Source organism: Ornithinimicrobium sediminis (assembly GCF_021272345.1).
GTDB classification, from domain to species: domain Bacteria; phylum Actinomycetota; class Actinomycetes; order Actinomycetales; family Dermatophilaceae; genus Ornithinicoccus; species Ornithinicoccus sediminis_B.
Window position 1 is genome coordinate 453,687 of the sequence record NZ_JAJSDQ010000003.1, and the last position, 25,904, is coordinate 479,590.

The 25,904-nt window shown below is 73.0% G+C and carries 27 protein-coding genes; 14 read left to right on the forward strand and 13 right to left on the reverse strand.

Annotated features, from left to right (window positions below; genetic code table 11):
- Window positions 1-149: 149 nt before the first annotated feature.
- From ilvA to LVO85_RS09955, 4 genes are all read right to left on the reverse strand, one after another.
- Entirely contained in the window at window positions 150-1,406 is a 1,257-nt protein-coding gene (ilvA, locus tag LVO85_RS09940; protein WP_232747320.1) for a threonine ammonia-lyase IlvA, read from the reverse strand.
- A gap of 30 nt (window positions 1,407-1,436) precedes the next feature.
- Window positions 1,437-2,750, reverse strand: a complete 1,314-nt coding sequence (locus LVO85_RS09945; protein WP_232747376.1) for a hemolysin family protein — start codon at window positions 2,748-2,750, stop codon at window positions 1,437-1,439.
- Window positions 2,751-2,783: 33 nt separating this feature from the next.
- The gene (locus LVO85_RS09950; protein WP_232747321.1) at window positions 2,784-3,806 is read right to left on the reverse strand and encodes an ATP-dependent 6-phosphofructokinase; all 1,023 of its coding nucleotides are present in this window, start codon (window positions 3,804-3,806) and stop codon (window positions 2,784-2,786) included.
- A 68-nt stretch (window positions 3,807-3,874) separates the two neighbouring features.
- A complete protein-coding gene (locus tag LVO85_RS09955) occupies window positions 3,875-4,288 on the reverse strand; it encodes a DUF2177 family protein (RefSeq protein ID WP_232747322.1) in 414 nt (137 codons plus the stop codon).
- Between the two features lie 197 nt (window positions 4,289-4,485).
- On the opposite strand from LVO85_RS09955, the gene LVO85_RS09960 reads away from it, so the two are divergent.
- On the forward strand, window positions 4,486-5,274 hold the full coding sequence (locus tag LVO85_RS09960; RefSeq protein ID WP_232747323.1) for a formate/nitrite transporter family protein: 789 nt from the start codon (window positions 4,486-4,488) through the stop codon (window positions 5,272-5,274).
- 9 nt (window positions 5,275-5,283) lie between these two features.
- Here LVO85_RS09960 and LVO85_RS09965 read toward each other — a convergent pair whose 3' ends face one another.
- On the reverse strand, window positions 5,284-6,033 hold the full coding sequence (locus tag LVO85_RS09965; protein WP_232747324.1) for a crotonase/enoyl-CoA hydratase family protein: 750 nt from the start codon (window positions 6,031-6,033) through the stop codon (window positions 5,284-5,286).
- Between the two features lie 131 nt (window positions 6,034-6,164).
- Here LVO85_RS09965 and LVO85_RS09970 point away from each other — a divergent pair, with 131 nt between their 5' ends.
- Window positions 6,165-6,767 (forward strand): biotin transporter BioY, encoded by a 603-nt coding sequence (locus tag LVO85_RS09970; RefSeq protein ID WP_232747325.1) that lies wholly within the window; start codon window positions 6,165-6,167, stop codon window positions 6,765-6,767.
- 3 nt (window positions 6,768-6,770) lie between these two features.
- On the opposite strand, the gene LVO85_RS09975 is transcribed toward LVO85_RS09970, so the two are convergent.
- A complete protein-coding gene (locus LVO85_RS09975) occupies window positions 6,771-7,685 on the reverse strand; it encodes a hypothetical protein (protein WP_232747326.1) in 915 nt (304 codons plus the stop codon).
- Between the two features lie 26 nt (window positions 7,686-7,711).
- Window positions 7,712-8,680, reverse strand: a complete 969-nt coding sequence (locus tag LVO85_RS09980; protein WP_232747327.1) for a MauE/DoxX family redox-associated membrane protein — start codon at window positions 8,678-8,680, stop codon at window positions 7,712-7,714.
- A 34-nt stretch (window positions 8,681-8,714) separates the two neighbouring features.
- Here LVO85_RS09980 and LVO85_RS09985 point away from each other — a divergent pair, with 34 nt between their 5' ends.
- From LVO85_RS09985 to LVO85_RS09995, 3 genes are read left to right on the forward strand one after another with little or no spacing between them, the layout of a single operon-like run.
- Window positions 8,715-9,536, forward strand: coding sequence for a hypothetical protein (locus LVO85_RS09985; RefSeq protein WP_232747328.1), 822 nt, complete (start codon window positions 8,715-8,717; stop codon window positions 9,534-9,536).
- Window positions 9,533-9,799, forward strand: coding sequence for a hypothetical protein (locus tag LVO85_RS09990; protein WP_232747329.1), 267 nt, complete (start codon window positions 9,533-9,535; stop codon window positions 9,797-9,799). The genes LVO85_RS09985 and LVO85_RS09990 overlap by 4 nt, the downstream gene beginning before the upstream one ends.
- A 46-nt stretch (window positions 9,800-9,845) precedes the next feature.
- Window positions 9,846-11,933 (forward strand): MMPL family transporter, encoded by a 2,088-nt coding sequence (locus LVO85_RS09995; protein WP_232747330.1) that lies wholly within the window; start codon window positions 9,846-9,848, stop codon window positions 11,931-11,933.
- 23 nt (window positions 11,934-11,956) lie between these two features.
- Here LVO85_RS09995 and LVO85_RS10000 read toward each other — a convergent pair whose 3' ends face one another.
- Complete coding sequence (locus tag LVO85_RS10000) at window positions 11,957-12,763, reverse strand: TspO/MBR family protein (protein ID WP_232747331.1); 807 nt, start codon at window positions 12,761-12,763, stop codon at window positions 11,957-11,959.
- 98 nt (window positions 12,764-12,861) lie between these two features.
- On the opposite strand from LVO85_RS10000, the gene LVO85_RS10005 reads away from it, so the two are divergent.
- The 4 genes from LVO85_RS10005 to LVO85_RS10020 are packed head-to-tail and all read left to right on the forward strand — an operon-like array spanning window position 12,862 to window position 17,408.
- Window positions 12,862-13,824 (forward strand): oxygenase MpaB family protein, encoded by a 963-nt coding sequence (locus LVO85_RS10005; RefSeq protein ID WP_232747332.1) that lies wholly within the window; start codon window positions 12,862-12,864, stop codon window positions 13,822-13,824.
- A 13-nt stretch (window positions 13,825-13,837) separates the two neighbouring features.
- Window positions 13,838-15,100 (forward strand): NAD(P)/FAD-dependent oxidoreductase, encoded by a 1,263-nt coding sequence (locus LVO85_RS10010; protein ID WP_232747333.1) that lies wholly within the window; start codon window positions 13,838-13,840, stop codon window positions 15,098-15,100.
- Entirely contained in the window at window positions 15,097-15,885 is a 789-nt protein-coding gene (locus LVO85_RS17045; protein WP_232747334.1) for a phosphatase PAP2 family protein, read from the forward strand. Before LVO85_RS10010 ends, LVO85_RS17045 begins: the two co-directional genes overlap by 4 nt.
- Window positions 15,882-17,408, forward strand: a complete 1,527-nt coding sequence (locus LVO85_RS10020) for a fused MFS/spermidine synthase (RefSeq protein ID WP_232747335.1) — start codon at window positions 15,882-15,884, stop codon at window positions 17,406-17,408. The genes LVO85_RS17045 and LVO85_RS10020 overlap by 4 nt, the downstream gene beginning before the upstream one ends.
- 2 nt (window positions 17,409-17,410) lie before the next feature.
- Here the strand turns inward: LVO85_RS10020 and LVO85_RS10025 are convergent, their stop codons facing one another.
- The 3 genes from LVO85_RS10025 to LVO85_RS10035 all read right to left on the reverse strand — a co-directional run bounded on the left by LVO85_RS10025 (window position 17,411) and on the right by LVO85_RS10035 (window position 20,167).
- Window positions 17,411-18,889: a DUF2867 domain-containing protein gene (locus tag LVO85_RS10025; protein WP_232747336.1), complete on the reverse strand. Its 1,479-nt coding sequence runs from the start codon at window positions 18,887-18,889 to the stop codon at window positions 17,411-17,413.
- Between the two features lie 23 nt (window positions 18,890-18,912).
- Window positions 18,913-19,509 (reverse strand): CPBP family intramembrane glutamic endopeptidase, encoded by a 597-nt coding sequence (locus LVO85_RS10030; protein WP_332875425.1) that lies wholly within the window; start codon window positions 19,507-19,509, stop codon window positions 18,913-18,915.
- Between the two features lie 118 nt (window positions 19,510-19,627).
- Window positions 19,628-20,167 carry a Dps family protein gene (locus LVO85_RS10035; protein ID WP_232747337.1) on the reverse strand — a complete coding sequence of 180 codons (540 nt, stop codon included), beginning with the start codon at window positions 20,165-20,167 and terminating at the stop codon, window positions 19,628-19,630.
- Window positions 20,168-20,256: 89 nt separating this feature from the next.
- Between LVO85_RS10035 and LVO85_RS10040 the strand changes: the two genes are divergently transcribed.
- From LVO85_RS10040 to LVO85_RS10060, 5 genes are all read left to right on the forward strand, one after another.
- Entirely contained in the window at window positions 20,257-20,751 is a 495-nt protein-coding gene (locus LVO85_RS10040) for a DUF427 domain-containing protein (RefSeq protein WP_232747338.1), read from the forward strand.
- A 162-nt stretch (window positions 20,752-20,913) separates the two neighbouring features.
- Complete coding sequence (locus LVO85_RS10045) at window positions 20,914-21,258, forward strand: hypothetical protein (RefSeq protein WP_232747339.1); 345 nt, start codon at window positions 20,914-20,916, stop codon at window positions 21,256-21,258.
- Window positions 21,259-21,288: 30 nt separating this feature from the next.
- Window positions 21,289-22,800, forward strand: coding sequence for a cryptochrome/photolyase family protein (locus LVO85_RS10050; protein WP_232747340.1), 1,512 nt, complete (start codon window positions 21,289-21,291; stop codon window positions 22,798-22,800).
- Window positions 22,797-23,264, forward strand: coding sequence for a hypothetical protein (locus tag LVO85_RS10055; RefSeq protein WP_232747341.1), 468 nt, complete (start codon window positions 22,797-22,799; stop codon window positions 23,262-23,264). The genes LVO85_RS10050 and LVO85_RS10055 overlap by 4 nt, the downstream gene beginning before the upstream one ends.
- 32 nt (window positions 23,265-23,296) lie before the next feature.
- Window positions 23,297-23,767 carry a hypothetical protein gene (locus LVO85_RS10060; RefSeq protein WP_232747342.1) on the forward strand — a complete coding sequence of 157 codons (471 nt, stop codon included), beginning with the start codon at window positions 23,297-23,299 and terminating at the stop codon, window positions 23,765-23,767.
- Window positions 23,768-23,818: 51 nt separating this feature from the next.
- On the opposite strand, the gene LVO85_RS10065 is transcribed toward LVO85_RS10060, so the two are convergent.
- Together LVO85_RS10065 and gndA are read right to left on the reverse strand one after the other, a co-directional pair.
- The gene (locus LVO85_RS10065) at window positions 23,819-24,259 is read right to left on the reverse strand and encodes an SRPBCC family protein (protein WP_232747343.1); all 441 of its coding nucleotides are present in this window, start codon (window positions 24,257-24,259) and stop codon (window positions 23,819-23,821) included.
- A gap of 129 nt (window positions 24,260-24,388) precedes the next feature.
- Window positions 24,389-25,828, reverse strand: a complete 1,440-nt coding sequence (gndA, locus tag LVO85_RS10070; RefSeq protein ID WP_232747344.1) for an NADP-dependent phosphogluconate dehydrogenase — start codon at window positions 25,826-25,828, stop codon at window positions 24,389-24,391.
- Window positions 25,829-25,904 lie beyond the last annotated feature (76 nt).

Consider the following 25,904-nt stretch of genomic DNA (forward strand, 5'->3'; position numbering starts at 1 on the left):
AGCCCGAGACGCTCGCGCGACGCTAGGCGACTGCCCCCGGCCCCGGGGCAGCTGCCCCGGGGCCGGGGGCAGTGTTGCAGCCCCACCGGACCAGGGGCTGAGGCGGCCTGGCGCCGCAGAGCACGGACCGTCCCTGCGGCATACCTCGCTCAGAGGATGAAGCCGAACAGCGGGCTGTCCGGCGGGATCTGCTCGGCCTGCATCGACGACGCGGCCATCCGGTCGAGCAGGGGCTCGAGGTCCTCGCGCGACCCCAGCTCGATGCCCACCAGTGCCGGCCCGGTCTCGCGGTTGTTGCGCTTGACGTACTCGAACAGCGCGATGTCGTCGTCCGGGCCCAGCACCTCGGAGAGGAAGCGTCGCAGGGCTCCCGGCTCCTGCGGGAAGTTGACCAGGAAGTAGTGCTTGCGGCCCTCGTGCACGAGCGCCCGCTCCATCACCTCCGGGTAGCGCAGCACGTCGTTGTTGCCCCCCGACAGGATCGCCACCACACGCTGGCCCGGCTCGATGCCGATCACGTCGAGCACCGACGTCGACAGGGCGCCGGCGGGCTCGGCCACGATGCCCTCGGTCTGGTAGAGGGCGAGCATCTCGACACACACCCGGCCCTCGTCGACACTGACCACCTCCGCTCCCGAGGCGCGGACCAGCGGGTAGGTCGAGTCGCCCACCCGGCGCACGGCCGCCCCGTCGACGAACGGGTCGACCGCCGGCAGCATCACCGGCCCGCCGGCGGCGAGCGCGGCCTGCATGCTGGCTGCACCGGCAGGTTCGACCCCCACGATCCGGACGTGCGGGTGGCGCTCGGCCAGGTAGGTGGAGGCGCCGGCGAGCAGGCCGCCGCCACCCACCGGCACGACGACCACGTCGGGTGCCTCCGCGAGGTCCTCCATGACCTCGCGCACCACGGTGCCCTGGCCGGCGATGGTGGTCGGGTGGTCGAAGGCGGGCACCAGCGTGCACCCCGTCGTCTGCGCATAGTCCGACGCCGCCGACGCCGCCGCGTCATACGTGTCCCCGCCGACGACGATGTCGACGAACTCGCCACCGATGCGCGCCACGCGCTCGCGCTTCTGCCGCGGGGTGGTCCGAGGCAGGTGGATGCGGGCGCGCACCCCGAGCTGGGCGCACGCGAAGGCCACCCCCTGAGCGTGGTTGCCGGCGCTCGCGCAGACGACGCCGGCGTCCTGCTCCGCCGGTGACAGCTGGGCGATGAAGTTGGTCGCACCCCGGCTCTTGTAGGACCGCACCTCCTGCAGGTCCTCGCGCTTGAGCCACACGTGCGCGCCGGTGGCGACCGAGAGTCGCTCGCTGCGGGTCAGCGGGGTGCGCGTGACGCGTCCGTGCAGCCGCTGGGCCGCCGCGTCGACATCATCCGCCGTGACCGGCGAGCGCAGGGAGGTCATACGGACCAGCGTGTCACACCTGACGCGACGTCAAGTGCGCGGCTCCGCCCCGGTGAGCCCGTCGGGCGGACCGTAGCCCAGGGGTCGCACCATGAGGCGTGCGATCCGCCGGTCCTCGACCTCGGCCACGACGAGCTCGTGGTCGCCGACGACGACCCGGTCCCCGACCTCCGCCAGCTGACCGAGGTGGTTGACGACATACCCCGCCGCCGTCTCGTAGGGCCCGTCGTCGAGCTCGACGCCGGTGTGCTCGGCGAACTCCTCGATGGTCATGCCGGCGTCCACGCTCAGGGCACCGTCACCGCGCAGCACGCCGGCCGGCTCCGGCAGGTCGTACTCGTCGCGGATGTCGCCGACGAGCTCCTCCACCAGGTCCTCCAGGGTCACGATCCCGTCGGTGCCGCCGTACTCGTCCACGACCACGGCGATGTGCGCGCCGTCCCGCCGCATCCGGGACAGGGACGGCAGCAGGGCGGCGGTCGAGGGCAGGTGGAGCATGTCGCGGGCGACCTGGCGCACTCGGGCGGTGTCGTCGGCGTCGAGCAGGTCGCGCACGTGCAGGAAGCCCACGACGTCGTCCACGTCGCGCCCCGTCACCGGGTAGCGGGAGTACGGGCGGTCGCGGATGACCTCACGGGCGTGACGCACGGTCAGCTGGGCCGGCATGAACGTGACCTCACCCCTGGGACGCATCACCTCGCGCAGCGACCGGTCGGCGGCCTGGAAGACGTCGGTGAGGATGCGGCGCTCGTCCTCGGCCAGGCCCTCGTGCGCGATGACGAGGTCCCGCAGCTCCTCGTCGCTCATCTGCTCCGACTTCGCGCCCGGGTCACCGCCCAGGAGCCGCACCACGGTGTTGGTCGAGACGGACAGCAGCCACACCACGGGCCGCATGAGGGTGGCGAAACGGTCGAGTGCCGGAGCGACGAGCAGCGCGACCCCGGCGCTGCGCTGCAGCGCGAACCGCTTGGGCACCAGCTCGCCCAGCACCAGCGAGAGGTAGGCGATGCACAGGGTGAGGCCGACCAGGGACAGGGTCGCGGCCAGCTCCTCGGACAGCCCGAGCCCCACGAGGGTCGGCACGAAGTCGGGGGCGAGCGTGGAGGCGCCGTAGGCGGCGGAGAAGAAGCCCGCGACGGTGACGCCGATCTGGACTGCGGCCAGGAACCGGTTGGGGTCCCGGGCGAGCGAGGCCACCCGGGCGCCGCGCCTGCTGCGCTGCTCGAGACGGTTGATCTGGCTCTCCCGCAGCGAGACCAGCGCGATCTCCGTGCCGGCGAAGACCCCGCCGACCAGGACGAAGGCCACCACGAGGGCGATGTTCCACCACGTGTCCTGGTCGATCGTTGCCACCCCTCCCTCTGGCGCGTCGGTGCGTCAGCCGAAGAGGATCGCGGCTTCGTCGTAGGCGTGTCGCGGCACGACCTTGAGCTGGCTGGTGGCCTGGCGCAGGGGCACCGTGCGGATGTCGATGCCGTCGAGGGCGACCATCGTGCCCCAGGTGCGGTTGCTGACGGTGTCCACGGCGTGGGTGCCGAAGCGGGTCGCCAGCACACGGTCGTAGGCCGTGGGCACGCCGCCGCGCTGCAGGTGTCCCAGCACGGTGCACCGTGCCTCGATGCCGGTGCGCTCCTGGATCTCCGCGGTGATCTGGTCGCCGATGCCCCCGAGGCGCGGACGGCCGAAGGCGTCCAGCCCCTTGATCGACACGGCCTCGTCGGTGCCTTCGGGCTTGAAGCCCTCGGCCACGACGACGACCGGCGCACGGCCGCGGTCACGGGCCTGGTTGACCCACTCGGTGATGCGCTCCATGCTCACCGGCACCTCGGGGATGAGGATGGCGTGGGCACCCGCGGCCAGGCCGGCGTGCAGTGCGATCCAGCCGACGTGGCGACCCATCACCTCGACGACCATGCAGCGGTGGTGCGACTCACCGGTCGTGCGCAGACGGTCGATGGACTCGGTCGCGATGGCCACGGAGGTGTCGAAGCCGAAGGTGTAGTCGGTCGCCGACAGGTCGTTGTCGATCGTCTTGGGCACTCCGATGATGTTGATGCCGTCCTGGTGCAGCATGCCCGCCACCGTCAGGGTGCCCTCGCCGCCGATGGCGATGATCGCGTCCATGCCGTGCTTGGACATCACCTCCTTGACCCGCTCGCTGCCGCCGTGCTCGAAGGGGCTCGTGCGCGAGGTGCCGAGGATGGTGCCGCCCTGCTTGGACAGGCCGCGCACGTCCTGGCGGGGCAGCGGCCGGATGTCGTCCATCACGAGCCCGCGCCACCCGTCCCGGATGCCGAGGAAGGTGTGTCCGTAGATCCGGTCGCCCTTCATGACGGCCCCGCGGATCACCGCGTTGAGGCCCGGGCAGTCTCCACCACTGGTCAGGATGCCGATCTTCACAAGGACAGTCTGGCGGTAGGCAGTGCCTCGGTGCCAACCCGCCCCTCCGACCGGCCTTGCACGACCGGTCAGTGCAGGAAGGGGACCGCCCGGCTCACGGCATACGTCGTGACCGCCGTGGTCGCGGTGAGGAACGTGCCCCAGGCCATGTCGATCGGCACGATCGAGGACGGGAAGTCGGCGAGCACGGCCAGGTTGGTCAGGTCCCAGGTGGCGTAGGCCACGAAGCCGAAGACCGCCCCGGCGATGAGCGCCCTGCTCCAGGAGCCCTGCGTGATCGCGGGGTGCGTCACGAAGTACGTGAGGCCGCCGATGTAGATGGCGTAGAAGATCACCGCGGCGGCCACGTTGGGACGCTCCGCGAGGAGGTGGCCGAGCCGCTCGTCGTAGAGCGGCCTGCCGACGTAGCCCAGCCAGACGAAGTCGAGGATGCCGAACACCACCGCAGCGACGGCGTAGTGACCGATCCAGGTCAGGCTCATGGGTCCTCCAGTCCGTCGCGGCCCGGGCGGCCACGTCCGGTCACAGGGTAGGTCGTGAGCAGGCACGCATTGACGCAGTGTCCGAGGAGGTGGTGGGCAGGCGGCGACATCGACCCGATCGATGCCGCGCTGGCCGCGCGAGACGTCCGGCCGGGGCGGGGTCGCATAGCATCGCTGCCCATGCAGGACGTGCGGTGATGTCGGCCATCAACGACCTCGGTGACGACGAGGTCGAGCCCGAGGTCGAGGAGTCCTTCGGCGAGGGGGTGCTGGAGGGGCGCGAGCGTCTGCACCGCTCCACCCGGGTCATGGTCACCACGGGGCTGCTGGGCGGCGTCGAGATCGCGTTCGCGGTGATGGTCTACCTCACCGTCCTGCAGGCGACCGGCAGCCACCTGCTGGGTGCGCTCGGCTTCTCGATCGGCTTCGTCGCGCTCTACCTCGCGCACTCCGAGCTGTTCACCGAGGGCTTCTTCTACCCGATCGTCGCGATCTTCGCCGGCGAGGGCTCGTTGGCGCAGCTGGTCAGGCTGTGGGCGATCACCCTGGTGACCAACCTGGTGGCCGGGTGGGCCCTGATGTGGGTCGTCGTCACTGCACTCCCTGACCTGCACGGCACGCTCACCGAGGAGGCGCTGCACTACGTGGAGGCGTCCTTCGGCTGGGAGTCGGTCGCCCTGGCCCTGCTGGGCGGCGGGGCCATCACCCTGATGACCCGGATGCAGGCCGGAAGCACCACCGAGGTCGGCACGCTGGTCGCCTCGGTGGCCGGGGCGGTGCTGCTGGTGGGGGTGGGCCTGTTCCACTCCGTCCTCGACTCCTTCATCGTCTTCGGGGCCCTGCACGTCGGCGCCGACGGGGTGACGTATGCCGGCTGGCTGCAGTGGTTCTGGCACGTCGCCCTGTTCAACGTGGTGGGCGGCCTGGTCCTGGTCACCCTGCCCCGGCTGCTGCGGGCCAGCACGCTCGTCGACCTCCGGGGCTGAGCCGAGCGCTCAGCTGCGTCGCCTGCCCGCGCCCCGGGCGAGCAGGCGCAGCTGGGCGGCACGCTCGAGGGCGAAGGTGCGGCGCGGGCCACGGTGCCAGGACCGCTCGAACAGCCGTTTGGCCTCGGCGAGTGCCCGCGGGGAGCGGGACCGCACCCGTTCCGTCCAGGCCAGAGCGGCGGCATACGGGTCCTCGACGCACTCCCCGGCGAGGCCGATCCGCACGGCCTCCTCGCCGCTGACGACCCCTGCCTCGAACGTCAGCCGCTTGGCCCGCTCGATGCCGACGAGCTGGGACAGCGCGTGCACCCCGGCCATGTCCGGCACCAGGCCCCAGCGGCCCTCCATCACCGACCACCGCGCGTCGGGCGTGGTGAGGCGCAGGTCGGCTCCGAGGGCGATCTGCAGGCCGCCGCCGTAGCAGTGCCCCTGCACGGCCGCCACCACCGGCACCGGCACGCGACGCCAGCCCCAGCACGCCTCCTGGAAGACGTTGGTGCCCCGCCACGGGGACGGCACGAACGAACGGGCGATGCCCACGCGGTCGGGCAGCACCGCCGCGATGTCCAGCCCGCTGCTGAAGGACGGTCCCGCGCCGTGCAGCACGACGGCCCGCAGCCCGGGTCGGCGGCGCAGCTGCCGCGACGTGTCGGCCAGGGCGTGCAGCATCGGCAGCGTGAGGGCGTTGAGCCGCTCCGCACGCTCCAGGCGCACCACGGCGACGCCGTCGGTGACGGTGCAGGACACGTGCTCGCTCACCTGCGTCACTCTAGGGACCGCGCCGGCCGGACACCTACCCGTCAGTCACGTGTCCGCGGGGTGTCCGGAGGGCTAGGCTGACGCGCAGACCTCGCCCGACGACCCCACCCGACGCCCCAGGAGACTGCCTCGTGAGCACTGCCGTCATCGCCCGCCAGCCCGTGCTGGCCGACCGCTTCTTCAGCCGGAGCCTGACCACGGACATCACCCTGGTGCTGGTGGGCGCGCTCACGGTGGGCATCCTGGCCCAGGTCAGCATCCCGATGTGGCCGGTGTCGGTCACCGGCCAGACCCTCGGGGTGCTGCTCGTCGGCGGCAGCCTCGGCATGCGCCGAGGGGCTGCCTCGATGGCGACCTACCTCGGGCTCGGCGTGGCAGGCGTGCCGTGGTTCTCCGAGCTCACCGGTGGGCCCGCGATGCTGCTGAAGCCCTCGTTCGGCTACATCATCGGCTTCGTCTTCGCTGCAGCGCTCATCGGCTGGCTGGCCGAGCGGCACTGGGACCGCCGTCCGGTGCTGTCGTTCGCCGGGTTCGCGCTGGCCAGCCTGGTGCCCTTCCTGTTCGGCCTGCCCTACCTCGCCGCCGTGCTCGGGATCAGCGACCTGCAGACCGTGCTGACCTACGGCTTCTACCCCTTCATCATCGGTGGCCTGGTGAAGTGGGCCATCGCTGCCGCGGTCTTCCCGCTCGCCTGGAAGGGTGTCCGCGCGCTCGACGAGCGCACGCAGGACTGAGCACTACCCGCCCTCGGGCTCCAGCTCGGCGAGGTCGGCCAGCGCCGTCTCGTAGGCCGCCTCCGCGGACTGCGCGCGGCGCTGCGCCTGGTCGAGCAGCCGGGTGGCCTGGTCCACCGCGGCCCGGGTGCGCGCCACCTCCTGCTCGGCAGCGGCCACTGCACTGCGGACCAGGGCCAGCACCTCAGGGTCGGGCCCGGGCGGGCCGTGCTCCTCGCCGCGCTCTGCGTCGTCGTGCTCCTCCTCGTCCTGCTCCTCCTGCCGGGGCTCGTCGTCCGGCGCCTCCTCGGAGGCCTTCTCATGAGGTGCGTCGTGGGGCTCGTCCCGCGGTGCCTCGTCGTCGGGCTCGCCACCGTGCCCGGCGTCCTCCTCGTCGTCGCGTCCGCCCTCGATGCGGGTGAGCAGCACCCCCGTGCTGGTGCGAGCCACCGCGTCGGAGACGTCGACCTCCCCGAACCCGCTGTAGCCGAGCGACCGGGTCAGGGCTCCCGAGCACACGACCTCCTCGGCCGCGGCGTCGGCGAGGGCCGCGATGACGGTGTCGCGCACCTCGGCCAGGCCGCCGGCCGAACTCAGCCCCGCGACCTCCTCGGCCGCTCGCACGAAACCGGACACCACCGCGTCGCGAGGGCCCCGCAGTGCGGCCAGGCCCGCGGCGTCGAGAGCGGCCTGCGCGCGCCGTAGACGCCCTGCGACGTCCCGCAGCTCGGTGACGACCGGATGGTCGGCGCGCACGACCTGGTTGACGGCGTCGGCCGGGGCGGTCGGCTTGCGCAGGGCGCCGATCTCCCGGGCCGCGTCGCGGTCACCGACCTCCCGTGCCTGCGCGACGAGGGCCCGGCGCCGGGCGACGAAGCCGGCCGGCACGACGGCATACAGCTCGTCCACCGCGCGGGCCAGCAGGTCGGGGTCGCCCATGGCTCACTGTAGGCAGGCGCAGCGCGTCAGCGCGCCGCGTCGTCGAGCTCGTCCCGGATGTCGTCGACGAACTGCGCGATGGCGCGGTAGCCCTTGACCGGGCCGCCTGCGAGGAGGCCGTCGGCGCCCAGCAGCACGGCCGCCGGGCGCCCCATGAGCCCGAACACCCTGCCCACCGAGGCCTGCGGCTCGTAGAGCACCAGCCCCTCCCACTGCGGCTCGAACTGCACGGTCTGCGCGTGCGGGATGCCGCTGACGACCCGCACGGACAGCCCGGGCAGGGCCTCCACCCACTCCGGCAGACGGGCCGTGACCTGCCTGCACGAGCCGCAGCCGCTGGAGAGCAGGAGGAGCAGCATCGCCTGCCCGGCGGCCACCTCGCGCAGGGAGCGCTGCTCGCCGCCGGGCTCGTCGACCACCGGCACGTCCGGGATGGGCAGACGCAGGTAGTCGTCGAGCTCCTCCTGGTCGACCTCCTCGACGGACGAGGAGGAGCCGCGCACCACCAGCACGGTGACCACCGCTGTCGCGGCGAGTGCCAGCACCCAGCCGGCCTGCTCGCCGAGCCGGGGCGCGACCCAGCCCTGCACGGCGAGGTCCAGCACGGCCAGCCCGGCCACGAGCAGGAGCACGACGTTGCGCGCGACCGTCCCCCGGTCGACCGTGCCGGACCCCAGGGCACCGAAGCAGTGACAGGACACCTGCTCGCCCCTGCGCACCAGGCGCGCCACGAGGACGAGGTAGGCGGCGAACAGCAGGACCACGAGCACGGCCACCCCGGTGGCCCACGGAGCCGGCAGGGCGAGCAGCAGCACCCCGAGTGCGACCTCGGCCCCGGCGTGGGCGCGGGCCAGCTCCGGGCGGCGCAGCCCCTCCGGCACTCCCATGGCCTCCCAGGAGGCCAGCGGCTCACGGTCGAGCACCTTGGCGACCCCGCTGACCAGCAGCACCACGGCCGTGACCAGGGTGGCGGCGAGGGTGGCCTCAGGCAGCATGGCGCCCAGCATAGGCGCGCCTAGACTGGCGCCCATGCCCTCCGAGACCCGGGTGCCCCTGCGGGTCCTGGACACGCCCGTGGACCTGGTCCTGGTCGGGTCGCCCGGACTCCGGGACACCCTGCAGGCGCGGGTGCACTCCGCCTGGCACCTGGCCCTGCGGGCGGGTGAGGTCCCCGAGCCGGAGGCCGTCGTGATCGAGGTCGAGCTCCGTGCGGGCCCACCCGAGCAGGGCGGCTACCAGCGGGCGAGCCTCGAGGTGCGGGACAGCGACCTGGACCGCCTCATGATGAGGCTGACCCACGCGGTGACGGCTGCCGCGATCTCGGCCCAGAGCGGCACCCTGCTCATGCTGCACGCTGCGGGGCTGGCCCATGCCCGCAGCGGTGCGGCCTCGGTCTGGGTGGCCCCGGGCAACACCGGCAAGTCGACCCTGTGCCGCACGCTCGGGCCGCGCTACGCCTACCTGTCCGACGAGACCGTGGGGATCCGCCGCGACGGCACCGTCGCGGCCTACGCGAAGCCGGTGTCGGTGCGGGTGCCCGGTCGCGCGGTCAAGGACGAGCGTGCGCCGAGGGCGTGCGGGCTGCGCCTGCCGGCGGTGCCGGCGCGGGTGGCCGGGCTCGTGCTGCTGGCCCGCGTCGCCGGTCACGAGGGCCCGCCGGTGGTCACGTTGCTGCCCACGCTGGACGCGGTGCAGGCGGTCACCCCCGAGTCCTCCGGCTTCATGAGCACCGACCGGCCGCTCACCTGGCTGGCCGACGTGCTGGAGTCGACCGGGGGTGCGCGGCAGGTGACGTATGCCGAGGTGCGCGACCTCGCGCCGCTCGCGGCCGACATCATGGGCGACCCGTGACGAGCGTCCGCGCGCTGCCCGTGCACGACGTCCTGGAGCGTGACGGCGAGAGTCTGGTGCTGGTCGCCGGCACGGTCTCGCGGCTGTCGGTCCCGGCCACGCTGGTGCGCTCGTGGTGCACCGCCTGGACGTCCCTGGAGGAGGTCACCGCGGCGCTCGTGGCCGAGCTGGGCCCACCTCCCGACGGCGACCCACGGGAGGTCGCGCGGACGTGGGTGTCCGAGCTCGAGAACGCCGGCATCGTGGAGACGAGAGACGTCTGACCTGCACGGATGCGTCTGATAGTTCGACCGTCGTAATATCAGCGTCGTGACCAGGATTCCTCACCTCATCGCCGGGCGGCGCACTGCCTGGATCGTCGCGCTCGTGACCATGCTCATCGGCATCGCCGCCGTCACCGGCTTCCCCGAGGGCGAGCGCAGCCCCTCGCCGCTGGACTCGCTGCCGGCGGGCTACGACTCCACCGAGGGGGTGGCACTGCTCGACGAGCTCCCCGAGGACGACAGCTCCTCCGCGATCGTCCTGTTCACCAGCGACGAGGGGATCGAGGAGCAGCTGCCCGCCCTGCAGGAGCTGACCGAGGGGCTGGTCCCCGAGGACGCCCCGCCAGGGCCTCCGCTGGAGCTCGTCCCCAGCGAGGACGGCACCGCTGCCTTCGGCGTGCTCACCGTGCCGTCGGCCACCGCCACCCAGACGGCGGAGGAGGTGCGCGCGCTCCGGGCCGACCTCACGGCAGAGGTGCCCGACGGTGTCACCGCCCAGGTCACCGGTCCTGCTGCCATCGAGGCCGACCTGGCCGCGGTCTTCGAAGGCGCGGACGTCAACCTGCTCATCGTCACCGCCTCGGTGGTGGCCGTCCTGCTGCTCGTGACCTACCGCAGCCCGTTCCTGTGGGTCATCCCGCTCACCGTGGTCGGCATCGGCGACCGTTTCGCGGGCATCATGGCCACCAACGTGCTCGAGCGTGTCGGCATCCCGTGGGACGAGTCGACCATCGGCATCCTGTCGGTCCTGGTCTTCGGTGCCGGCACCAACTACGCGCTGCTGCTCATCTCGCGCTACCGCGACGAGCTCAAACGGCACGAGAGCCGCAACGAGGCCATGATCCTGGCGCTGCGCCGCACCGCGGAGGCCGTCTTCGCCAGCTCCTCGACCGTCTTCCTGGGTCTGCTCACCCTCCTGCTCTCGGTCTTCCCGAGCACCCGCGGCCTGGGGCTGGCCTGTGCCGTCGGCATCCTCATGGCAGCCGGCTTCGCCCTGGTCGTCCTGCCGGCGGTGCTGGTGCTCTTCGGCCGCTGGGTCTTCTGGCCGCTGGTGCCCCGGGTGGGGCAGCCCGCCCTGGCCGACTCCCGCTCGGTCTGGAAGCGCATCGGCGACGCCGTCGCCAAGCGTCCCCCCGCCTACATCGCCGGCACCCTCGCCGTGCTGGTGCTGCTCGCCCTCAACGTCTTCCGCATCGACCTCGGCCTGTCGACCTCCGACCAGTTCCTGGAGGAGCCGGAGGCGATCACCGCGGCCAACCGCCTGGCCGAGTCCTTCCCCGCCGGCAGCGCGGACCCGACCGTCGTGGTCACCCGCACCACGGACGAGACCCGTCTCGCCGAGATCGAGGATGCCGTGGCCGGTGTCGGCGGCGTCGACACGGTGCGCCAGGCCGACCAGGCGGAGGGCGTCACGACCTTCGAGGCGGTGCTCGGTGCCGACCCCGGCAGCAGCGAGGCCCGCGACACGGTCATCGCCGTCCGCGCCGCGCTCGAGGGCCAGGACGAGACCCACGTGACCGGCACCGAGGCCGAGGCCCTCGACGAGGCGGAGGGCTCGTCCCGCGACCGCACGGTGATCCTCCCGCTGATCCTCGGCCTGGTGCTCGTGGCGCTGTTCGGGCTGCTGCGCTCGTTCGTCGCCCCGGTCATCCTCGTCTCGACGGTGCTGCTCACCTACGTGACCGCCATGGGCATCTCCTGGTGGCTCTTCACCGGTGTCTTCGGCTTCGCCGCCATGGACTCGGGAGTGCCGCTGCTGGCCTTCCTCTTCCTCGTGGCGCTGGGTGTCGACTACAACATCTTCCTCGTCACCCGGGCGCTCGAGGAGGCGCGCAGCGTCGGTCCCCGACGGGGGATCCTGCGAGCCCTGGCGGCGACCGGTGGCGTCATCACCAGCGCCGGCATCCTGCTCGCCGCGGTCTTCGCCGCCCTGGGTGTGCTGCCGCTGGTGGTGCTGGCCCAGCTGGGCATCATCATCTTCGTCGGGGTGCTGATCGACACGCTGGTCGTGCGGACCGTCCTGGTGCCCGCGATCGCGCTCACCATGGGTGAGCGCTTCTACTGGCCGCGCGCGACGCAGCCGACGGAGCCGGAGCGGGCCGAGCGCCCCGACCCGGTCACGGTCGGCGGCTGAGCACGGTCGTGCGCCGTCAGGCGTCAGGCCCGGGCAGGCGCACCAGGGGAGGAGCCCGCCCGGGCTCGCACCCAGGCGGCGGCGGCGACGACCACGAACGCCGTCACCGCCGCTGCCACGCCCGTCACCACCGAGGCCGGCTCGTCGGTCAGGCGCCCCACGGTGATCCAGCCCAGGCCCCAGGCCATCGCGGCCGCCACGGCATACCGTCCGCCCAGGCGGTGCGCGAAGAGCACCCCCAGACCGGCCACGACCGCCAGGACGCCCACGGCCGCCAGGTCCGCCACGAACGGTGCGGGGTCGACGCCGGAGTCGACGAGGGCTGCCGTCACGTTGGCGCAGGTCGCCACGGCGACCCAGCCGAGGTAGAGGCCGAACGTGCCGTCCAGGACGGCCCGCTCGAGCAGGCTCTCCGCGGGGGTCACCGTCAGCCGCCGCACCAGCACCCCCAGGGTGAGGGCGAGCACCACGATGACGCCCACGCTGGCCCAGATCCAGTCCTGCTGGGTCACCAGCAGCCAGGTGGCGTTCAGCACCATCGACGCCGCGGCGAGCCATCCCACCTGCCGCTGCCGGGTGCGGGTGGTCTGCCCCGGGAGCCACTGCCAGATCGTGTAGACCGCGAGGCCGGCATAGATGACCGACCAGATCGAGAACGCCGGGCCCGCCGGCGCGAGCCGGGTCGCGTTGTCGGCCAGCGCACCGCCGGACGACTCCTGCACGCGCTCGCCGATCACCCCCGTGCCCACGAGCGTGCCGAGCACGCAGAACACCTGGGCCACCGTCACCGTGACCTGCCGGACCCGGTCGGCCCGCTGCACCTGGGGCATGAACTGTCCCTCCACAACGTTGTCATCAGCAGTTTCTCAGTCTGTGTCGAGACAGTGTCTCAACACTGCGCTGTGCCCGTGAGCCGAGAGGACGCCCCATGACCGACCTGACACGCCCCGTGGCCGCCGTCAGCGAGACGCTGCGCGACCAGGTCCGGCGGGCCGGTGAGGGCGTGCAGCTGCGCATCGGCCAGGCGCTGCGCGCCAAGGTCGCCGGCGACGACGCCCAGCAGCGTGCGCAGCGCATCTGGGGGGCCGAGGGTGCGCGCTGGTTCACGCCCAGCGACCCGGTGTGGCGCGTGCACGCCGACGCCGCGATGTTCCCTGGCGGGGTCACCGCGCTCCTGCTGCAGATGCTGCACCCGATGGCGATGGCCGGGGTGGCCGGCCACAGCGGCTACAAGGGCGACCCGTGGGGCCGGCTCCAACGGACCAGCACCTACCTGGCGACCACCACCTTCGGCACGGTCGAGCACGCCGAGGAGACCATCGCGATGGTGCGCGGCATCCACGACCGGGTGCGCGGCAAGGACGAGCTGGGCCGCCCCTACCGGGCGAGCGACCCGCACCTGCTCATGTGGGTGCACATCGCCGAGGTCGACTCCTTCCTCCGCGCCTTCCAGACCTACGCCACCACGCCGCTGACCCCCGAGGAGGCGGACACGTATGTCGCGCAGGCGGCGGTCTCCGCCCGGCTGCTCGGCGTCGTCGACCCCCCGACCAGCGTCGCCGGGCTGGAGGCCGAGCTCGCGTCCTACCGCCCCGAGCTGGAGACGACCCCCGCGGCCCGGGAGGCGGCCCGCTTCCTGCTGCTCAGCCCGCCGCTGCCGTGGCCGGCTCGCCCCGGCTACGGCGCGCTGGCCGCGGGCGGCGTGGCGCTCCTGCCCGACTGGGCACGGGACCTGCTGGGGCTGCCGATGCCGGACGTGGTGGCCCGGTGGGTGGCCCAGCCGCTCGGCCAGCTCGGCGCCTCCACCGTGCGCTGGGCGATGGCGGGGCTGGAGGACCGCCGCAGCGCACCCATGGCCCCCCGGGCGGGGGCACCCCGCCGGTCGGCGTAGCAGACTGGGTCGCATGAGCGACACCCTCGACTGCGACGTCCTCGTCATCGGTGCGGGCCTGGCCGGGCTCCAGTGTGCCCGCACCCTCCAGCGTGCCGGGGTGCACACCCAGGTCTGGGAGGCCGGCGACGCGGTCGGTGGACGGATCCGCACCGACCGGGTCGACGGCTTCCTCATGGACCGCGGCTTCCAGGTGCTCAACCCGGCCTACCCCGCCGTCCAGCGGCACATCGACGTCGAGGCGCTGCAGCTGCAGACGTTCGGCTCCGGTGCCCTCGTGCGCCGCGAGGACCGGCTGGCCGTGCTCGCCGACCCGCTGCGCGAGCCGGCCCACCTGCCCGACGTGCTCCGCAGCGGCTACCTGGTGCCGCAGGACCTCCTGGCCCTGGCGCGCTGGGCCGGCCCCGCCGTGGGCCCGAGCTCGGCGATGAAGGCCGGGCCGGACACCCCGCGCTCCGTGTCGCTGGACGCGGCCGGCCTGCACGGTGACCTGCGCCGGGTCGTGGAGGAGTTCCTGGCCGGGGTGCTGCTCGAGGACGACGGCAGCACCTCGACCGCGTTCACCCGGCTGCTGGTGCGCATGTTCGCGTTCGGGTCGCCGGGACTGCCCGCCTCGGGCATGCAGGCGCTGCCGCAGCAGATCGCCGACCGCCTGCACGCCCCGGTGCGGCTGGGCACGCGGGTCCGCAGCGTCGACCAGGGCACGGGCCGGGCGACGGTCCACGCCGACGGGCTCAGCGCCACCGCGCGCCTCGTCGTCGTGGCCACCGGTGCGGGTGCCGCCGAGGAGCTGGTGGGCCTCACGGCGCCGGCGACCAAGGGTGTGGTCACCGACTGGTTCACGATGCCCGAGCCCCCCGCGGCACCACGGATGCTGGTGCTGGACGGCCGCACGCCCAGCGGCGGACCGGTCAGGAACGCCGCTGTCATCACCGACACCGCCCCGTCCTACGCCCCGCCGGGGCAGCACATGGTGCAGGCGTCGTCCCTGGTCCGCGACGGGCGGGTGCCGCCGGTCTCCGACGTGCTGCGACACGTCGGGGAGCTGTATGCCGTGGGCACCGGGCAGTGGGAGCTCGTCCACCGGCACGAGGTGCCTCAGGCGCTGCCGGTGCAGCCTCCGCCACTGCGTCTGCGGCGGCCGATGCAGGTCAGCGAGTCGGTCGTCGTCGCCGGTGACCACATGGACACCGCCTCCATCCAGGGGGCCCTCGTCAGCGGTGAGCGTGCCGCGCAGGGGTGGCTGTCCCGGACGGCGTCCCGGACCGGCCGGTGACAGCACGCGGTGACCGGGCCGGGACGGACTACCCCGACGCGGCCCCTGGCCCCGAGGCACCGGGGCGCTGGGACACCGGGGTGTCCTGGCGCGGCCTGAGCACCGGCACCTGGCTGGGTGCCGTCGCGCTGCTGCTGCTCGTCGTCGCGCTGGGGGTGGCCGCCCTGACCGCCGCGACGGTCGCCGGCTGGGACCGTGCCGGCGTGGAGGCTGTCGGACGGCTGCGCACCGACAGCCTCACCCCGTGGATGAAGGCCGTCACCTTCGGGTCGTCGGCGCCGGTCGTGCTGCCCGCCGTGGTCGCGGCCGGGCTGGTGCTGTGGCTGAGGTCGGGGTGGCTGGCGGACAGTGTGCGGCTCGTCCTCGTGGTCGGCGTGGGCTGGTCGGCGGTGATGGCGCTGAAGCCCGTCTTCGACCGTGGGCGACCCGCGGCCGCGATGGGTGACGTGCTGTCCGTCGAGCCGTTGGTCGCCGAGCCGGTGGGAGCCAGCTATCCCAGCGGCCACACCGCGCTGGCCACCGGGGTGGCGCTGGCGCTCGTCTGGGCGCTGCGCCACGCCACCACCGCCGTCCGGGTGGGTGGCGCGCTGGCCGGGGTGCTGCTCGTCGCGGTGGTGGGCCTCTCCCGGGTCTACCTCGGGGTGCACTACCCGAGCGACCTCCTCGGCTCCGTGCTCACGGTGACCGCCACGACCCTGCTGCTGACCGGCCTCGTGCCCGGGCCGCGGCCACCCCGGGACCGTGGGCCGGAGCATCCCGGTCCGTCTGCCAGGCTCTCCCCGTGACGACCGACCGCGAAGCCCCGGCAGCCTCGGCACCACCGGCGACCCTGGGCCCGCGCGCCGGTGCGGTGCTCGTCTTCGGCTCCTCCGCCGCCGTCCTCGTGGTGGAGCTCGTGGCCCTGCGTCTCCTCGCGCCCTACCTGGGGCTGACCCTGGAGACCAGCACGCTGGTCATCGGGCTGGCACTCACCGCCATCGCGGCCGGCTCCTGGCTGGGCGGGCGGGCCGCCGACCGCGTGCCGCCGCGCCGGGCGCTGGGTCCCCTGCTCGCCGTCTCCGGTGTGGCCGTCGCCCTGACGCCGATGAGCGTGCGCACCGCCGCCGAGGTCGGCACCGGGTCCCTCCTGCTGCCGGTGGCGGCCCTGTCGATCATCGTGCCCGGGGCGCTCCTCTCGGCGGTCACGCCGATGGTGACCAAGCTGCAGCTCACCGACCTGCACGAGACGGGCACGGTCGTCGGCAAGCTCTCCGGCATCGCCACCGCAGGCTCGATCGCCGGCACCGTGCTCACCGGGTTCGTGCTCATCTCCACGGTGCCGGTGAGCGCCATCCTCGTCGGTCTCGGCGTCGTGCTGCTGCTCAGCGCCGTGGTCGTCGACCTGCGGGTGCGGGGCCGGCGAGCAGCGGTCGCGCCGGCCGTCGTCGTCGCCCTGGCCGCGCTCGGGGCCACCGTCGCCCCCGGGGGCTGCGACGTGGAGACGACCTACCACTGCGCCGTCGTGCAGCAGGACCCGGAGCGCGAGAGCGGCCGGGTGCTCGTCCTCGACACGCTGCGTCACTCCTACGTGGACCTCGCCGACCCGACCCACCTGGAGTTCGCCTACATGCAGGCGATCGCCTCCGTCGTCGACACCGCCTGGCCCGAGGACACCCCGCTGTCGGCCTACCACCTCGGCGGTGGGGGCCTGACCTTCCCCCGCTACCTCGCGCAGGTGCGCCCGGGCACGCAGAGCCTGGTCTCCGAGATCGACCCCGGGGTGGTGCGGGTCGACGTCGAGCGTCTGGGGCTGGACACCGGACCGGAGCTGCAGGTGCGGGTGGAGGACGGTCGCCTGGGTCTGCGGGCGCTCACGGACGACAGCCGCGACCTGGTGGTCGGTGACGCCTTCGGCGGGGTCAGCGTGCCGTGGCATCTCACCACCCGGGAGGCCGTCGGCCACGTGCGCCGGGTCCTCGTCGACGACGGGGTCTACGTCGCCAACCTCATCGACAACGGCCCGCTGGCCTTCGCCCGGGCCGAGCTCGCCACCCTCGGCAGCGTCTTCGGCCATGTCGCCGTCGCCGCCGAGAGCGACACCTTCACCGGGGGTCCGCAGGCGGGGGGCAACCTCGTGGCCGTGGCGTCCGACCGGCCGGTCGACCTCGTCGCGGCACAGGCTGCCATGGACGAGCGCGGCCTCGGCTGGGTGGTGCTCGGTGGTGACGAGCTGCGGGCGTGGGTCGGTGACGCCGAGGTGCTCACCGACGACTTCGCCCCGGTCGACCAGCTGCTCACGCCGTATGCGGTGGCCGCACCGTCCCCCTGACCTCAGGCCCGGGCGCCGGCCCCGGACTCGGCGGCGTGGGCCAGGCCCCGGTGCATCGCCAGGAAGGCCGCCGTGTGGGCCGGCCACAGGCCGCCCCAGTACGCCAGCCCGGCCAGGCCGGACGGGGTGAAACGGGCGGTCTGCGTCAGGGTGGCCGTGCCCGGCCGGGGGCCCGGCTCCACGCGCAGGATGAGCAGCGCCTCGCCGGGCACCCGCATCTGTGAGCGCAGGGCCACCTCACCGCCGTCCTCGTCGCGACGCACGTAGGCCACGACCCAGGAGTCCACCTGCATGCCCACCTCGAGCGGGCCGGGGTCGCGGTGCCGGACGTGGCCCTGTCCCCCGACGGCCCGGTCGAGCACCCCCCGTGCCCGCCACACGATGTCGGGCACGTGCCAGCCGTGCTCGCCGCCGACCTGCTCGACGTGCGACCAGACGGCCTCGGGTGGCGCGTCCACCGTGGACCGGTGCCGGTCGTGGAAGACGGTGGCGCCGGCCCACTCCGGGTCGGCTGCGCTGATGTGGCCCGGGTGGTCGATGTCGACCTCCCGTCGCAGGGGCCGGGCCTGCGGGCCCTCCTGCGCCTCGAGGACGGCCGCGTCGAAGCTCACGAACCCGCCCTCGGGGTCGGGCACGTAGTCGGCGATGTCGTGCTCCTTGCAGACGACCTCGTGGATGAGCGAGCCGACCAGGGGCTTCGCGATGCCCGCGGGCACCGGGGTCACCAGACCCACCCAGTGGCTGGCCAGTCCGGGTGTCATCACCGGCACCGTGCGCACGCGACGCTTGACCAGGTGGCTCTGCGCGGCATACCGGCCGATCATCTGGCGGTAGGTGAGCACCTCCTCGCCACCGATGTCGAAGCCCCGGTTCACCTCCGGCGGGAGGTCGGCGACCCCGACGAGGTAGCGCACGACGTCGGCGATCGCGATGGGCTGGATCCGGGTGTCCAGCCACCGCGGCGCGATCATCACCGGCAGCCGCTCGGTGAGGTGGCGCAGCATCTCGAAGGAGGCCGAGCCGGCGCCGAGGATGACCGCCGCCCGGAGCACCACGGTCGGCACCGGTGAGGACAGGAAGATGTCCTCGACCTCCTTGCGCGAGCCCAGGTGGGTCGAGAGCTCCTCGTCCGGCGGGTAGAGCCCGCTGAGGTAGACGATGCGTCCCACGTGCTGCTCCGCGGCGATGCGGGCGAAGTGCTGCGCGAGGTTGCGGTCCCGCTCGACCCAGCCGGGCTTGCCGTCCATCGAGTGGATGAAGTAGTAGGCCACGTCGACGTCGGCCATCGCGGCAGCCAGGTCGTCGGCGTCGTCGGCGTTGCCCTCGGAGACCTCGACCCGGTCGGCCCAGTCACGGTCTGCGAGCTTGGAGCCGTCGCGGGTGAGGACCCGGACGGTCCAGCCCTCACGGAGCAGGGCGGGCACCAGACGGGAGCCGATGTACCCGGTGGCGCCGGTGACCAGTGCGCGTCGTGCGGTCATGGGATCTCCTGGGGAGGTGGGCGTCAGCCGGCGGGCGTGAACGCGGCGATGAGCGGAGGAAGGATGAAGAGCATCGACAGGGACCACGTCAGATGGGTGATGATCGGTCCCAGCACACCACCGGTCACGCGCCGCTGCAGCCCGACGATGGTGCCGAGCACGAGCGCGGCGAAGACGAGCATGATGTTGAGCGTCGCGGCCGTGGCCAAGGCGTAGAGGAGCGTGGAGACCAGCACGGCGTGCGTGCGGCCGATGGCCGCGAACAGCGCACCACGGAAGAACAGCTCCTCCGCCACCCCGTTGATGAGGGTGATGACGGCCACGACCGGCAGGGAGGCGAACCGGGCGTAGTCCAGGACCTCGTTGACCAGGTCACGCAGGAAGGGCACCTGCCCGACCAGCAGCGCGCCCGCGGAGAAGACGGCCACGGCCAGCACGCCGAGCAGGAACGGCTGGAGCACCGGCCGGGCGTGCCGCTCCCCGGCGCGGGTGTGCGCCCATCCCAGGTGCAGCGGCCCGGAGAGGAAGGCCCCGACCGCCCACACACCCGCGAGCAGCACCGTCAGGACGTAGAAGTCGGTGGAGCCGGGCTCGCGGGTCAGGCCGACCCCCAGGACCACCGAGCCGACGAGCAGCGTGATGCCCGCGGCGACGCGACGCCGGAGGAACTCGCGGTCGGTCTGCTGGTGGTCCCGGGGGACCGGCGTGACCAGAGATGCCTGCAGGAAGCGCAGGATCTCAGCGGGAGGCTTCAGCAGCGTCCTCCTCGGTCGTGGCGCCGGCGTTGGCCAGGCTGCCGCCCATGTCCTCCAGGTGGGCGCGGACGAACCACTGGAACTTCTCCAGCTCCGCGGTCTGTCCGATGAGCATGTCCTCGGTGACCGGGTCGATCTCGCCGGCCATCTCGATGGCCTTGCGGTTGTCCTCGACGACCCCGACGTAGACGAGGTCGAGGGCACCGAGGTGGGCCAGCGCGGTGTCGCGGCCGATCGAGTAGTCGTCCCAGGTGCGGTCGGCGGCGATGGCGCCGACGGTGCCCTTGGGAGAGCCGCCCATGGTGGCGATGCGCTCGGCCACCTCGTCGGCGTAGCCGCGCACCACCTCGACCTGTGGGTCGATCATCTCGTGCACGCTGATGAAGCTCGGACCCACGACGTTCCAGTGGACGTGCTTGAGGGTCAGGTGCAGGTCGTTGTAGGCCGAGAGACGCTCCTGCAGCGTGCCGATGACCTGTGTGCTCTGCTCGTCGGACAGGCCTGGGACCGTGTAGGACACCATCGTGCGCTCCTTCGTGTCGGCGTATCGTTGCAGGTCCGACGCTACTCGCAGGTTCCGACACACGCGCCCCCACCCCACAGGAGGACCCGATGGCACCACAGACCGAGCAGGCTCCCGACCGGCCGGAGTCGGTGTGGGACTACCCGCGCCCGCCGGCCGTCCGGCCCACCGGCGAGACCGTGGAGGTGCACCTGGGCGGACGGCTGGTGGCGCGCACGACCGAGGCGCTGCAGGTGCTCGAGACGAGCCACCCACCCACCTACTACCTTCCGCGGGCGTGCTTCGCCGACGGGGTGCTCCACGCGGTGCCGGGCAGCACCGTCTGTGAGTTCAAGGGCCGCGCTGACTACTTCGACATGCGTGCCGGGGACCGCGTGGCCCGGCGCGCCGCCTGGCACTACCCCGAGCCGGTCGCCGGCTACGAGGCGCTGGTCGGCCACGTCGCCCTCATGCCCGGGATGATGGACGCCTGCTACGTCGACGGCGAGCGGGTGGTCCCCCAGGAGGGGTCCTTCTACGGTGGCTGGGTCACCTCCAAGGTCGCCGGCCCCTTCAAGGGCGGTCCCGGCACGTTGGGCTGGTGACCTGGGAGGACCGGGGAGAGGCACGCAGGAGGGCCGGGCGGCAGGAGCCGGTCACCGTTGTCTCTCCAGAGGTTCCCAGCGAACTCACAGCGTTCGAGCACTAGCAATATTTGAAAATTGAACTACTCTGGGAGGTGCTCGGGGACCCACACACGTGGCGTCGTGACCAGCGGCGCCGGGGACGACCAGGAGGACTCCATGAAGAAGATGCTCGCCGTTGTCGCTGCCGCCGGGCTCACGCTCGCCGCAGCTCCCGCCGCCACCGCCGGCGGCCACAGCAAGCCGGACACCGAGTGCATGCAGGCCGGGATCGCCACGCTGAAGGACGCCGGACTGCTCCCGACCGTCGCCAAGAACGGGGTGAGCATCGGCGACGCCGTGGCGCTCGGCGTGGACGTGCGTCCCGGTGCCGACCTCAGTGGCGTCCCGGACCCGATCCCGTTCTCGCTGCTGCTGGCCGATCACCGCGCCGGCGACGACAGCCTCTTCGTCTACCCCTGGTGCTGAGGCAGGCGCCCAGCGCGCGCTGACCTTCCCATGACTCGGCCCCCGTCCGGCGGACAGCTCCCGGACGGGGGCCGAACAGGTGTGCGGCTCGTCTTCCCGCACCAGCTCTTCCTCCGGCACCTCGAGGCGCCCCCGGACACCCGCTTCGTGCTCGTCGAGGACGACCTCTTCTTCCGCCACTACGCCTTCCACGCCCACAAGCTGGTGCTCCACCGTGCCTCGATGCGGCGCTTCGCCGCCCGGCTGCGTGCGGCCGGCTTCGCCGTCGACGTCGTCGAGACCGACGCCCGCGCCTCCAGCGGCGCCCGGCTCACCACCCTCCTGCACGAGCTGGCCCCCGAGCGCGTCACGGTCTACGACCTGGTCGACGACTGGCTCGAGCAGCGCACCCGCCGCCTGCTCGACGACGTCGGGTGCCCGCTGGACGAGGAGGACGTGCTCGAGTCGCCCGGCTTCCTCACCACGCGTGCCCAGGTCGCGCAGTGGTCGCGCACCGGCTCGGCCCGGATGCAGCACTTCTACACCTGGCAGCGCCGACGGCTCGGCATCCTCCTGGACGGTGACGGCCCCCTGGGGGGCCGGTGGTCCTTCGACACGGACAACCGTAGGAAGCTGCCCCGCGGGCACCCGGTGCCGCCGGTCGCGCCGCCGCCCCGGCATACGGAGGTGGAGGCCGCCCTCGCCTGGGTCGGCGAGGAGTTCCCGGACGCTCCGGGCCGGGCGCACACCTTCTGCTGGCCCACCTCGCACGAGGAGGCCGCCGAGGCCTACGAGACCTTCCTCGCCGAGCGCTTCGCCGAGTTCGGCCCCTACGAGGACGCACTCAGCACGGAGCATCCCTACCTCTTCCACTCCCTGCTGACGCCCGGGCTCAACATCGGCCTGGTCGACCCGGCGTATGTCGTGCGCCGGGCTCTGGAGGTCGGCGAGGAGACCGGCGTGGGGCTGGCCTCGGTCGAGGGCTTCGTGCGGCAGGTCATCGGCTGGCGCGAGTACATGCGGGCCACCTACGTGCTGTGGGGACGACAGATGCGCACCGCCAACCACCTGCGGCACACCCGGTCGCTGGACCCGGGCTGGTGGACCGCGCAGACCGGTCTGGATCCGGTCGACCTGGTCCTCGAGCGGGTGCTCGAGCACGGCTACGCCCACCACATCGAGCGGCTCATGGTGCTCGGCAACGCGATGTGCCTGCTGCGCACCGACCCTGTCGAGGTCTACGCGTGGTTCATGGAGATGTTCGTCGACGCCTACGACTGGGTGATGGTGCCCAACGTGCACGCCATGAGCCAGTTCGCCGCGGGTGCGGCGATCACCACCAAGCCCTACGTCTCCGGGAGCAACTACCTTCGGAAGATGTCCGACCTTCCGAAGGGCGACTGGGCCGCCGACTGGGACGGGCTCTACTGGGCCTTCGTGGACGACCACCGTGAGGTCTTCGAGGCGAACCCCCGCTCGCGGATGATGACCCGGATGTGGGACGGCTTCGACGACGCTACGCGGGCGGCGCACCGGGAGCGGGCGGCACCGTGGTTGCGATGAGCGGGTCGGGCGACCCGCCGGCGGGAGGTGCTGCGTGGCTGTGGCACCACTTCAGCACCTTCGCGCTCTACGTCTTCTGGGTCAGCTCGCTGCTGGCGGTGCCCGTCGTGATGGTGCACGTCGGGGAGGGGCGGGTCGCGGCGCCCACGGCCGTGCTCGGGGCGGGTCTGCTCGCGCCCGTGGTGGCCTGGGCCATCGGGGTGCACATCGGCCGCGTCGCCGGGCAGCAGGAGCACCGCTGGTGGTGGCGGCTCACCCAGTGGCCGCGACGGCTGCGCCACGAGCCCCTGGGTGAGCGGGCGTGGGTGCGCTGGCAGCGCGCCTACGGGGTGGGCCTGGCCGTCGGGGTCACGGCGCTGGCGGGGGCGCTGCTCCTGGGGTCGATGGCCGGCGCGCTGCTGGCCCCTCCCGCGCTGTGGACCGCCGTCTTCGCCCGGCTGCGGCGCTCGGCGCCTCCCGCGTGACCCACGGTGGAGGCGTGATGGACCCTGGAGGGGTGGACGACCGGCCGGACGACGCAGGGCTCCCCCGACCGGGGTCGCCCTTCGGCCTGGGCCGGGAGCTGGTCTCCTTCGCCCTGGTCGCGGTGTGGGTGGTCTACCTGCAGGGTGCGGTCCTGGTGCTGCTCATGGGCCTGGCCGGGAGGTTCGGCGAGGTCGAGCAGGTGCTGCTCGTGATGGGCTTCGTGGGCACCGCGCCGCTCGTGGGCGCCGCGCTGCGGGCCCATGTCGAGCGGCACGGCGGCGTGCGGTCGGGCGGGGCGTGGGACCTCGGACGGCGCCGCACTCCGCTGCCCGCGGCGGAGCTGGCGGCTCGCCGCACGCGGGTCACGAACGTGGCCGTCGCCGTCGGCAGCATCGCTGCCTTCCTCGCCTTCTACACCGGCTCGCTCCTCGCGGCGGCCGCGGTGCCGCTCACCCTCTGGTGGCTGCTCTGGGAGCGCCTGCGCTGGCGCGAGCAGCGGTAGCGGACCGCCGGCCGGCACCGAGGTGCCGGCCGGCGGACGACGTGCCCGGGCTCAGGCGCGGGGCAGCCGCTCCAGGGCCCGGGTGAGGTCGCGCACGGTGTCGCGCGCCAGCTTCTGGAAGACCAGGAACAGCAGCGGCTCGGCATACTTCGCCGTGCCCTTGAGGGTGACGTGGGCGTCATACGTCACGCGCACCCCGTCCTCGGCCGGCAGCACGTCGATGGTGTCGACGGACCGCGAGCCCTCGTTGGTGCCGACGAAGACGACCCCGTTGTCCCGCAGCTCGACCAGCTCGTACTCCAGCTCGGCCTTCACGACGACGAGCTTGCTGACGTTGTGCCAGCGCGAGCCGACCTGGACCGGGCCCGAGTCGAGCCGGGTGCACGACACGGTGCCCGGGTCCCACTCGGTCGCGTGCGAGAAGTCCTTGAGATAGTCGACGACGGACGCCTGGTCGGCGCGGACGGTGAACTGACGGGTGACGTGCACCATGGGCGAGCTCTCCTGTGCTGGTCGGTGGCGATGGCGGGCCGTGTGCCCCCACCTCGACGGTCGCACGGGTCAACACCTCGTGCCGCCGGAGTATGCCGTGCCCTCACCCGGTGGGGGTGCCTCGCCCGCTCACGCCTCGACCTCGCTGCGGTCGCCCGACCAGAGGGTGTGGAAGGCGCCGGGGCGGTCGGTGCGGCCGTAGGTGTGCGCACCGAAGAAGTCACGCAGCCCCTGCACCAGGGCAGCCGGCAGGCGCGGCGCGCGCACCGTGTCGTAGTAGGCCAGCGCTGCGCTGAACCCGGGCACCGGCACCCCGGCCGTCGTCGCCAGCGCGACCACGCGGCGCCACGCGTCCTGCGCCTGGCCCAGCTCGGCGGCGATGCTCTCCGCCTCGAGCAGGGTGGTCAGGTCGCCGGCGGCGTACTCGCCGCGGATCCGCTCCAGCAACCGGGCGCGGATGATGCAGCCCGCACGCCAGATCCTGGCCACCTCGGCGATGTCCACACCCCAGTCGTAGGTCTCGCTGGCGGTGCGGATCTGGTCCAGACCCTGCGCGTAGGCGACGACCTTGGCCGACCACAGGGCGGCGCGCACGTCGTCGACCAGGCTCTGGCGGTCCGTCACCTCCAGCGCCCGGTCCGGGCCGCTGAGGGCCGCCTGCCCCGCGGAGCGCAGCGCCGGATGGCCGGAGGTGGACCGGGCGAAGACCGACTCGGCGATCGTGTTGACCGGCACGCCCAGCTCCAGCGCGGACTGCACCGTCCACCGCCCCGTGCCCTTCTGCTCGGCCGCGTCGGTGATGACCTCGACGAGCGGCCGGCCGGTGGCGGCGTCGACCTGGTCGAGCACCTCGGAGGTGATCTCGATGAGGTACGAGTCCAGGTCGCCGGTGTTCCACTCGCGGAAGACGTCGGAGACCTCCGCGGCGGAGAGTCCGGCCGCGCTGAGCACGTCGTAGGCCTCGGCGATGAACTGCATGTCGGCGTACTCGATGCCGTTGTGCACCATCTTGACGAAGTGCCCGGCGCCGTCGGGACCCATGTAGGCGCAGCACGGCTCGCCGTCGACCTTGGCGGAGATGTCCTCCAGCAGCGGGCCGAGCGCCTCGTAGGACTCACGGCTGCCGCCGGGCATGATCGAGGGGCCCTTGAGCGCTCCCTCCTCGCCGCCGGAGATGCCGGTGCCGACGAAGTGCAGCCCCTCGGCGCGCAGCGCCTTCTCCCGGCGGCGGGTGTCCTCGAAGTGCGCGTTGCCCCCGTCGACGATGATGTCGCCCGGCTCCAGGTGCTCCTTGACCTGCTCGATCACCGCATCGGTGCCCATCCCGGCCTTCACCATGATGATGACGCGGCGGGGCCGCTCGAGGCTGTCCACGAACTCCTCGAGCGTGGGCGCCGCGAGGAAGGCCCCCTCGGCCCCGTAGGCGACCATCATCTCGTCGGTGCGCGCGGTCGTGCGGTTGTAGAGCGCGACCGTGTGCCCGTGCGAGGCGAAGTTGCGGGCCAGGTTGCTGCCCATCACGGCCAGGCCGATGACGCCGACCTGGGCCTTGGCGGTGCTGCTGGTCATGGGGACTCCCTCGTCTGGGTGCAGGCGTGTCCCCACGCATCCTGCCGCCTACTCCCCGGTCGGCCAAAGACGCGGG

What these genes read in the sequence shown, in the direction of transcription:
- LVO85_RS09975 (WP_232747326.1), bottom strand. Translation starts at nt 7,685, where the DNA reads ATGGGCGACCCCGACCTGCTGGCCCGCGCGGTGGACGAGCTGTATGCC.
- LVO85_RS09960 (WP_232747323.1), top strand. Translation starts at nt 4,486, where the DNA reads ATGTCGGCCATCAACGACCTCGGTGACGACGAGGTCGAGCCCGAGGTC.
- LVO85_RS09985 (WP_232747328.1), top strand. Translation starts at nt 8,715, where the DNA reads ATGCCCTCCGAGACCCGGGTGCCCCTGCGGGTCCTGGACACGCCCGTG.
- gndA (WP_232747344.1), bottom strand. Translation starts at nt 25,828, where the DNA reads ATGACCAGCAGCACCGCCAAGGCCCAGGTCGGCGTCATCGGCCTGGCC.
- LVO85_RS10055 (WP_232747341.1), top strand. Translation starts at nt 22,797, where the DNA reads ATGAGCGGGTCGGGCGACCCGCCGGCGGGAGGTGCTGCGTGGCTGTGG.
- LVO85_RS10010 (WP_232747333.1), top strand. Translation starts at nt 13,838, where the DNA reads ATGAGCGACACCCTCGACTGCGACGTCCTCGTCATCGGTGCGGGCCTG.
- LVO85_RS10065 (WP_232747343.1), bottom strand. Translation starts at nt 24,259, where the DNA reads ATGGTGCACGTCACCCGTCAGTTCACCGTCCGCGCCGACCAGGCGTCC.
- LVO85_RS10000 (WP_232747331.1), bottom strand. Translation starts at nt 12,763, where the DNA reads ATGCCCCAGGTGCAGCGGGCCGACCGGGTCCGGCAGGTCACGGTGACG.
- LVO85_RS09955 (WP_232747322.1), bottom strand. Translation starts at nt 4,288, where the DNA reads ATGAGCCTGACCTGGATCGGTCACTACGCCGTCGCTGCGGTGGTGTTC.
- ilvA (WP_232747320.1), bottom strand. Translation starts at nt 1,406, where the DNA reads ATGACCTCCCTGCGCTCGCCGGTCACGGCGGATGATGTCGACGCGGCG.
- LVO85_RS10025 (WP_232747336.1), bottom strand. Translation starts at nt 18,889, where the DNA reads ATGACCGCACGACGCGCACTGGTCACCGGCGCCACCGGGTACATCGGC.
- LVO85_RS10005 (WP_232747332.1), top strand. Translation starts at nt 12,862, where the DNA reads ATGACCGACCTGACACGCCCCGTGGCCGCCGTCAGCGAGACGCTGCGC.
- LVO85_RS10040 (WP_232747338.1), top strand. Translation starts at nt 20,257, where the DNA reads ATGGCACCACAGACCGAGCAGGCTCCCGACCGGCCGGAGTCGGTGTGG.
- LVO85_RS10050 (WP_232747340.1), top strand. Translation starts at nt 21,289, where the DNA reads ATGACTCGGCCCCCGTCCGGCGGACAGCTCCCGGACGGGGGCCGAACA.
- LVO85_RS10035 (WP_232747337.1), bottom strand. Translation starts at nt 20,167, where the DNA reads ATGGTGTCCTACACGGTCCCAGGCCTGTCCGACGAGCAGAGCACACAG.
- LVO85_RS09980 (WP_232747327.1), bottom strand. Translation starts at nt 8,680, where the DNA reads ATGCTGCCTGAGGCCACCCTCGCCGCCACCCTGGTCACGGCCGTGGTG.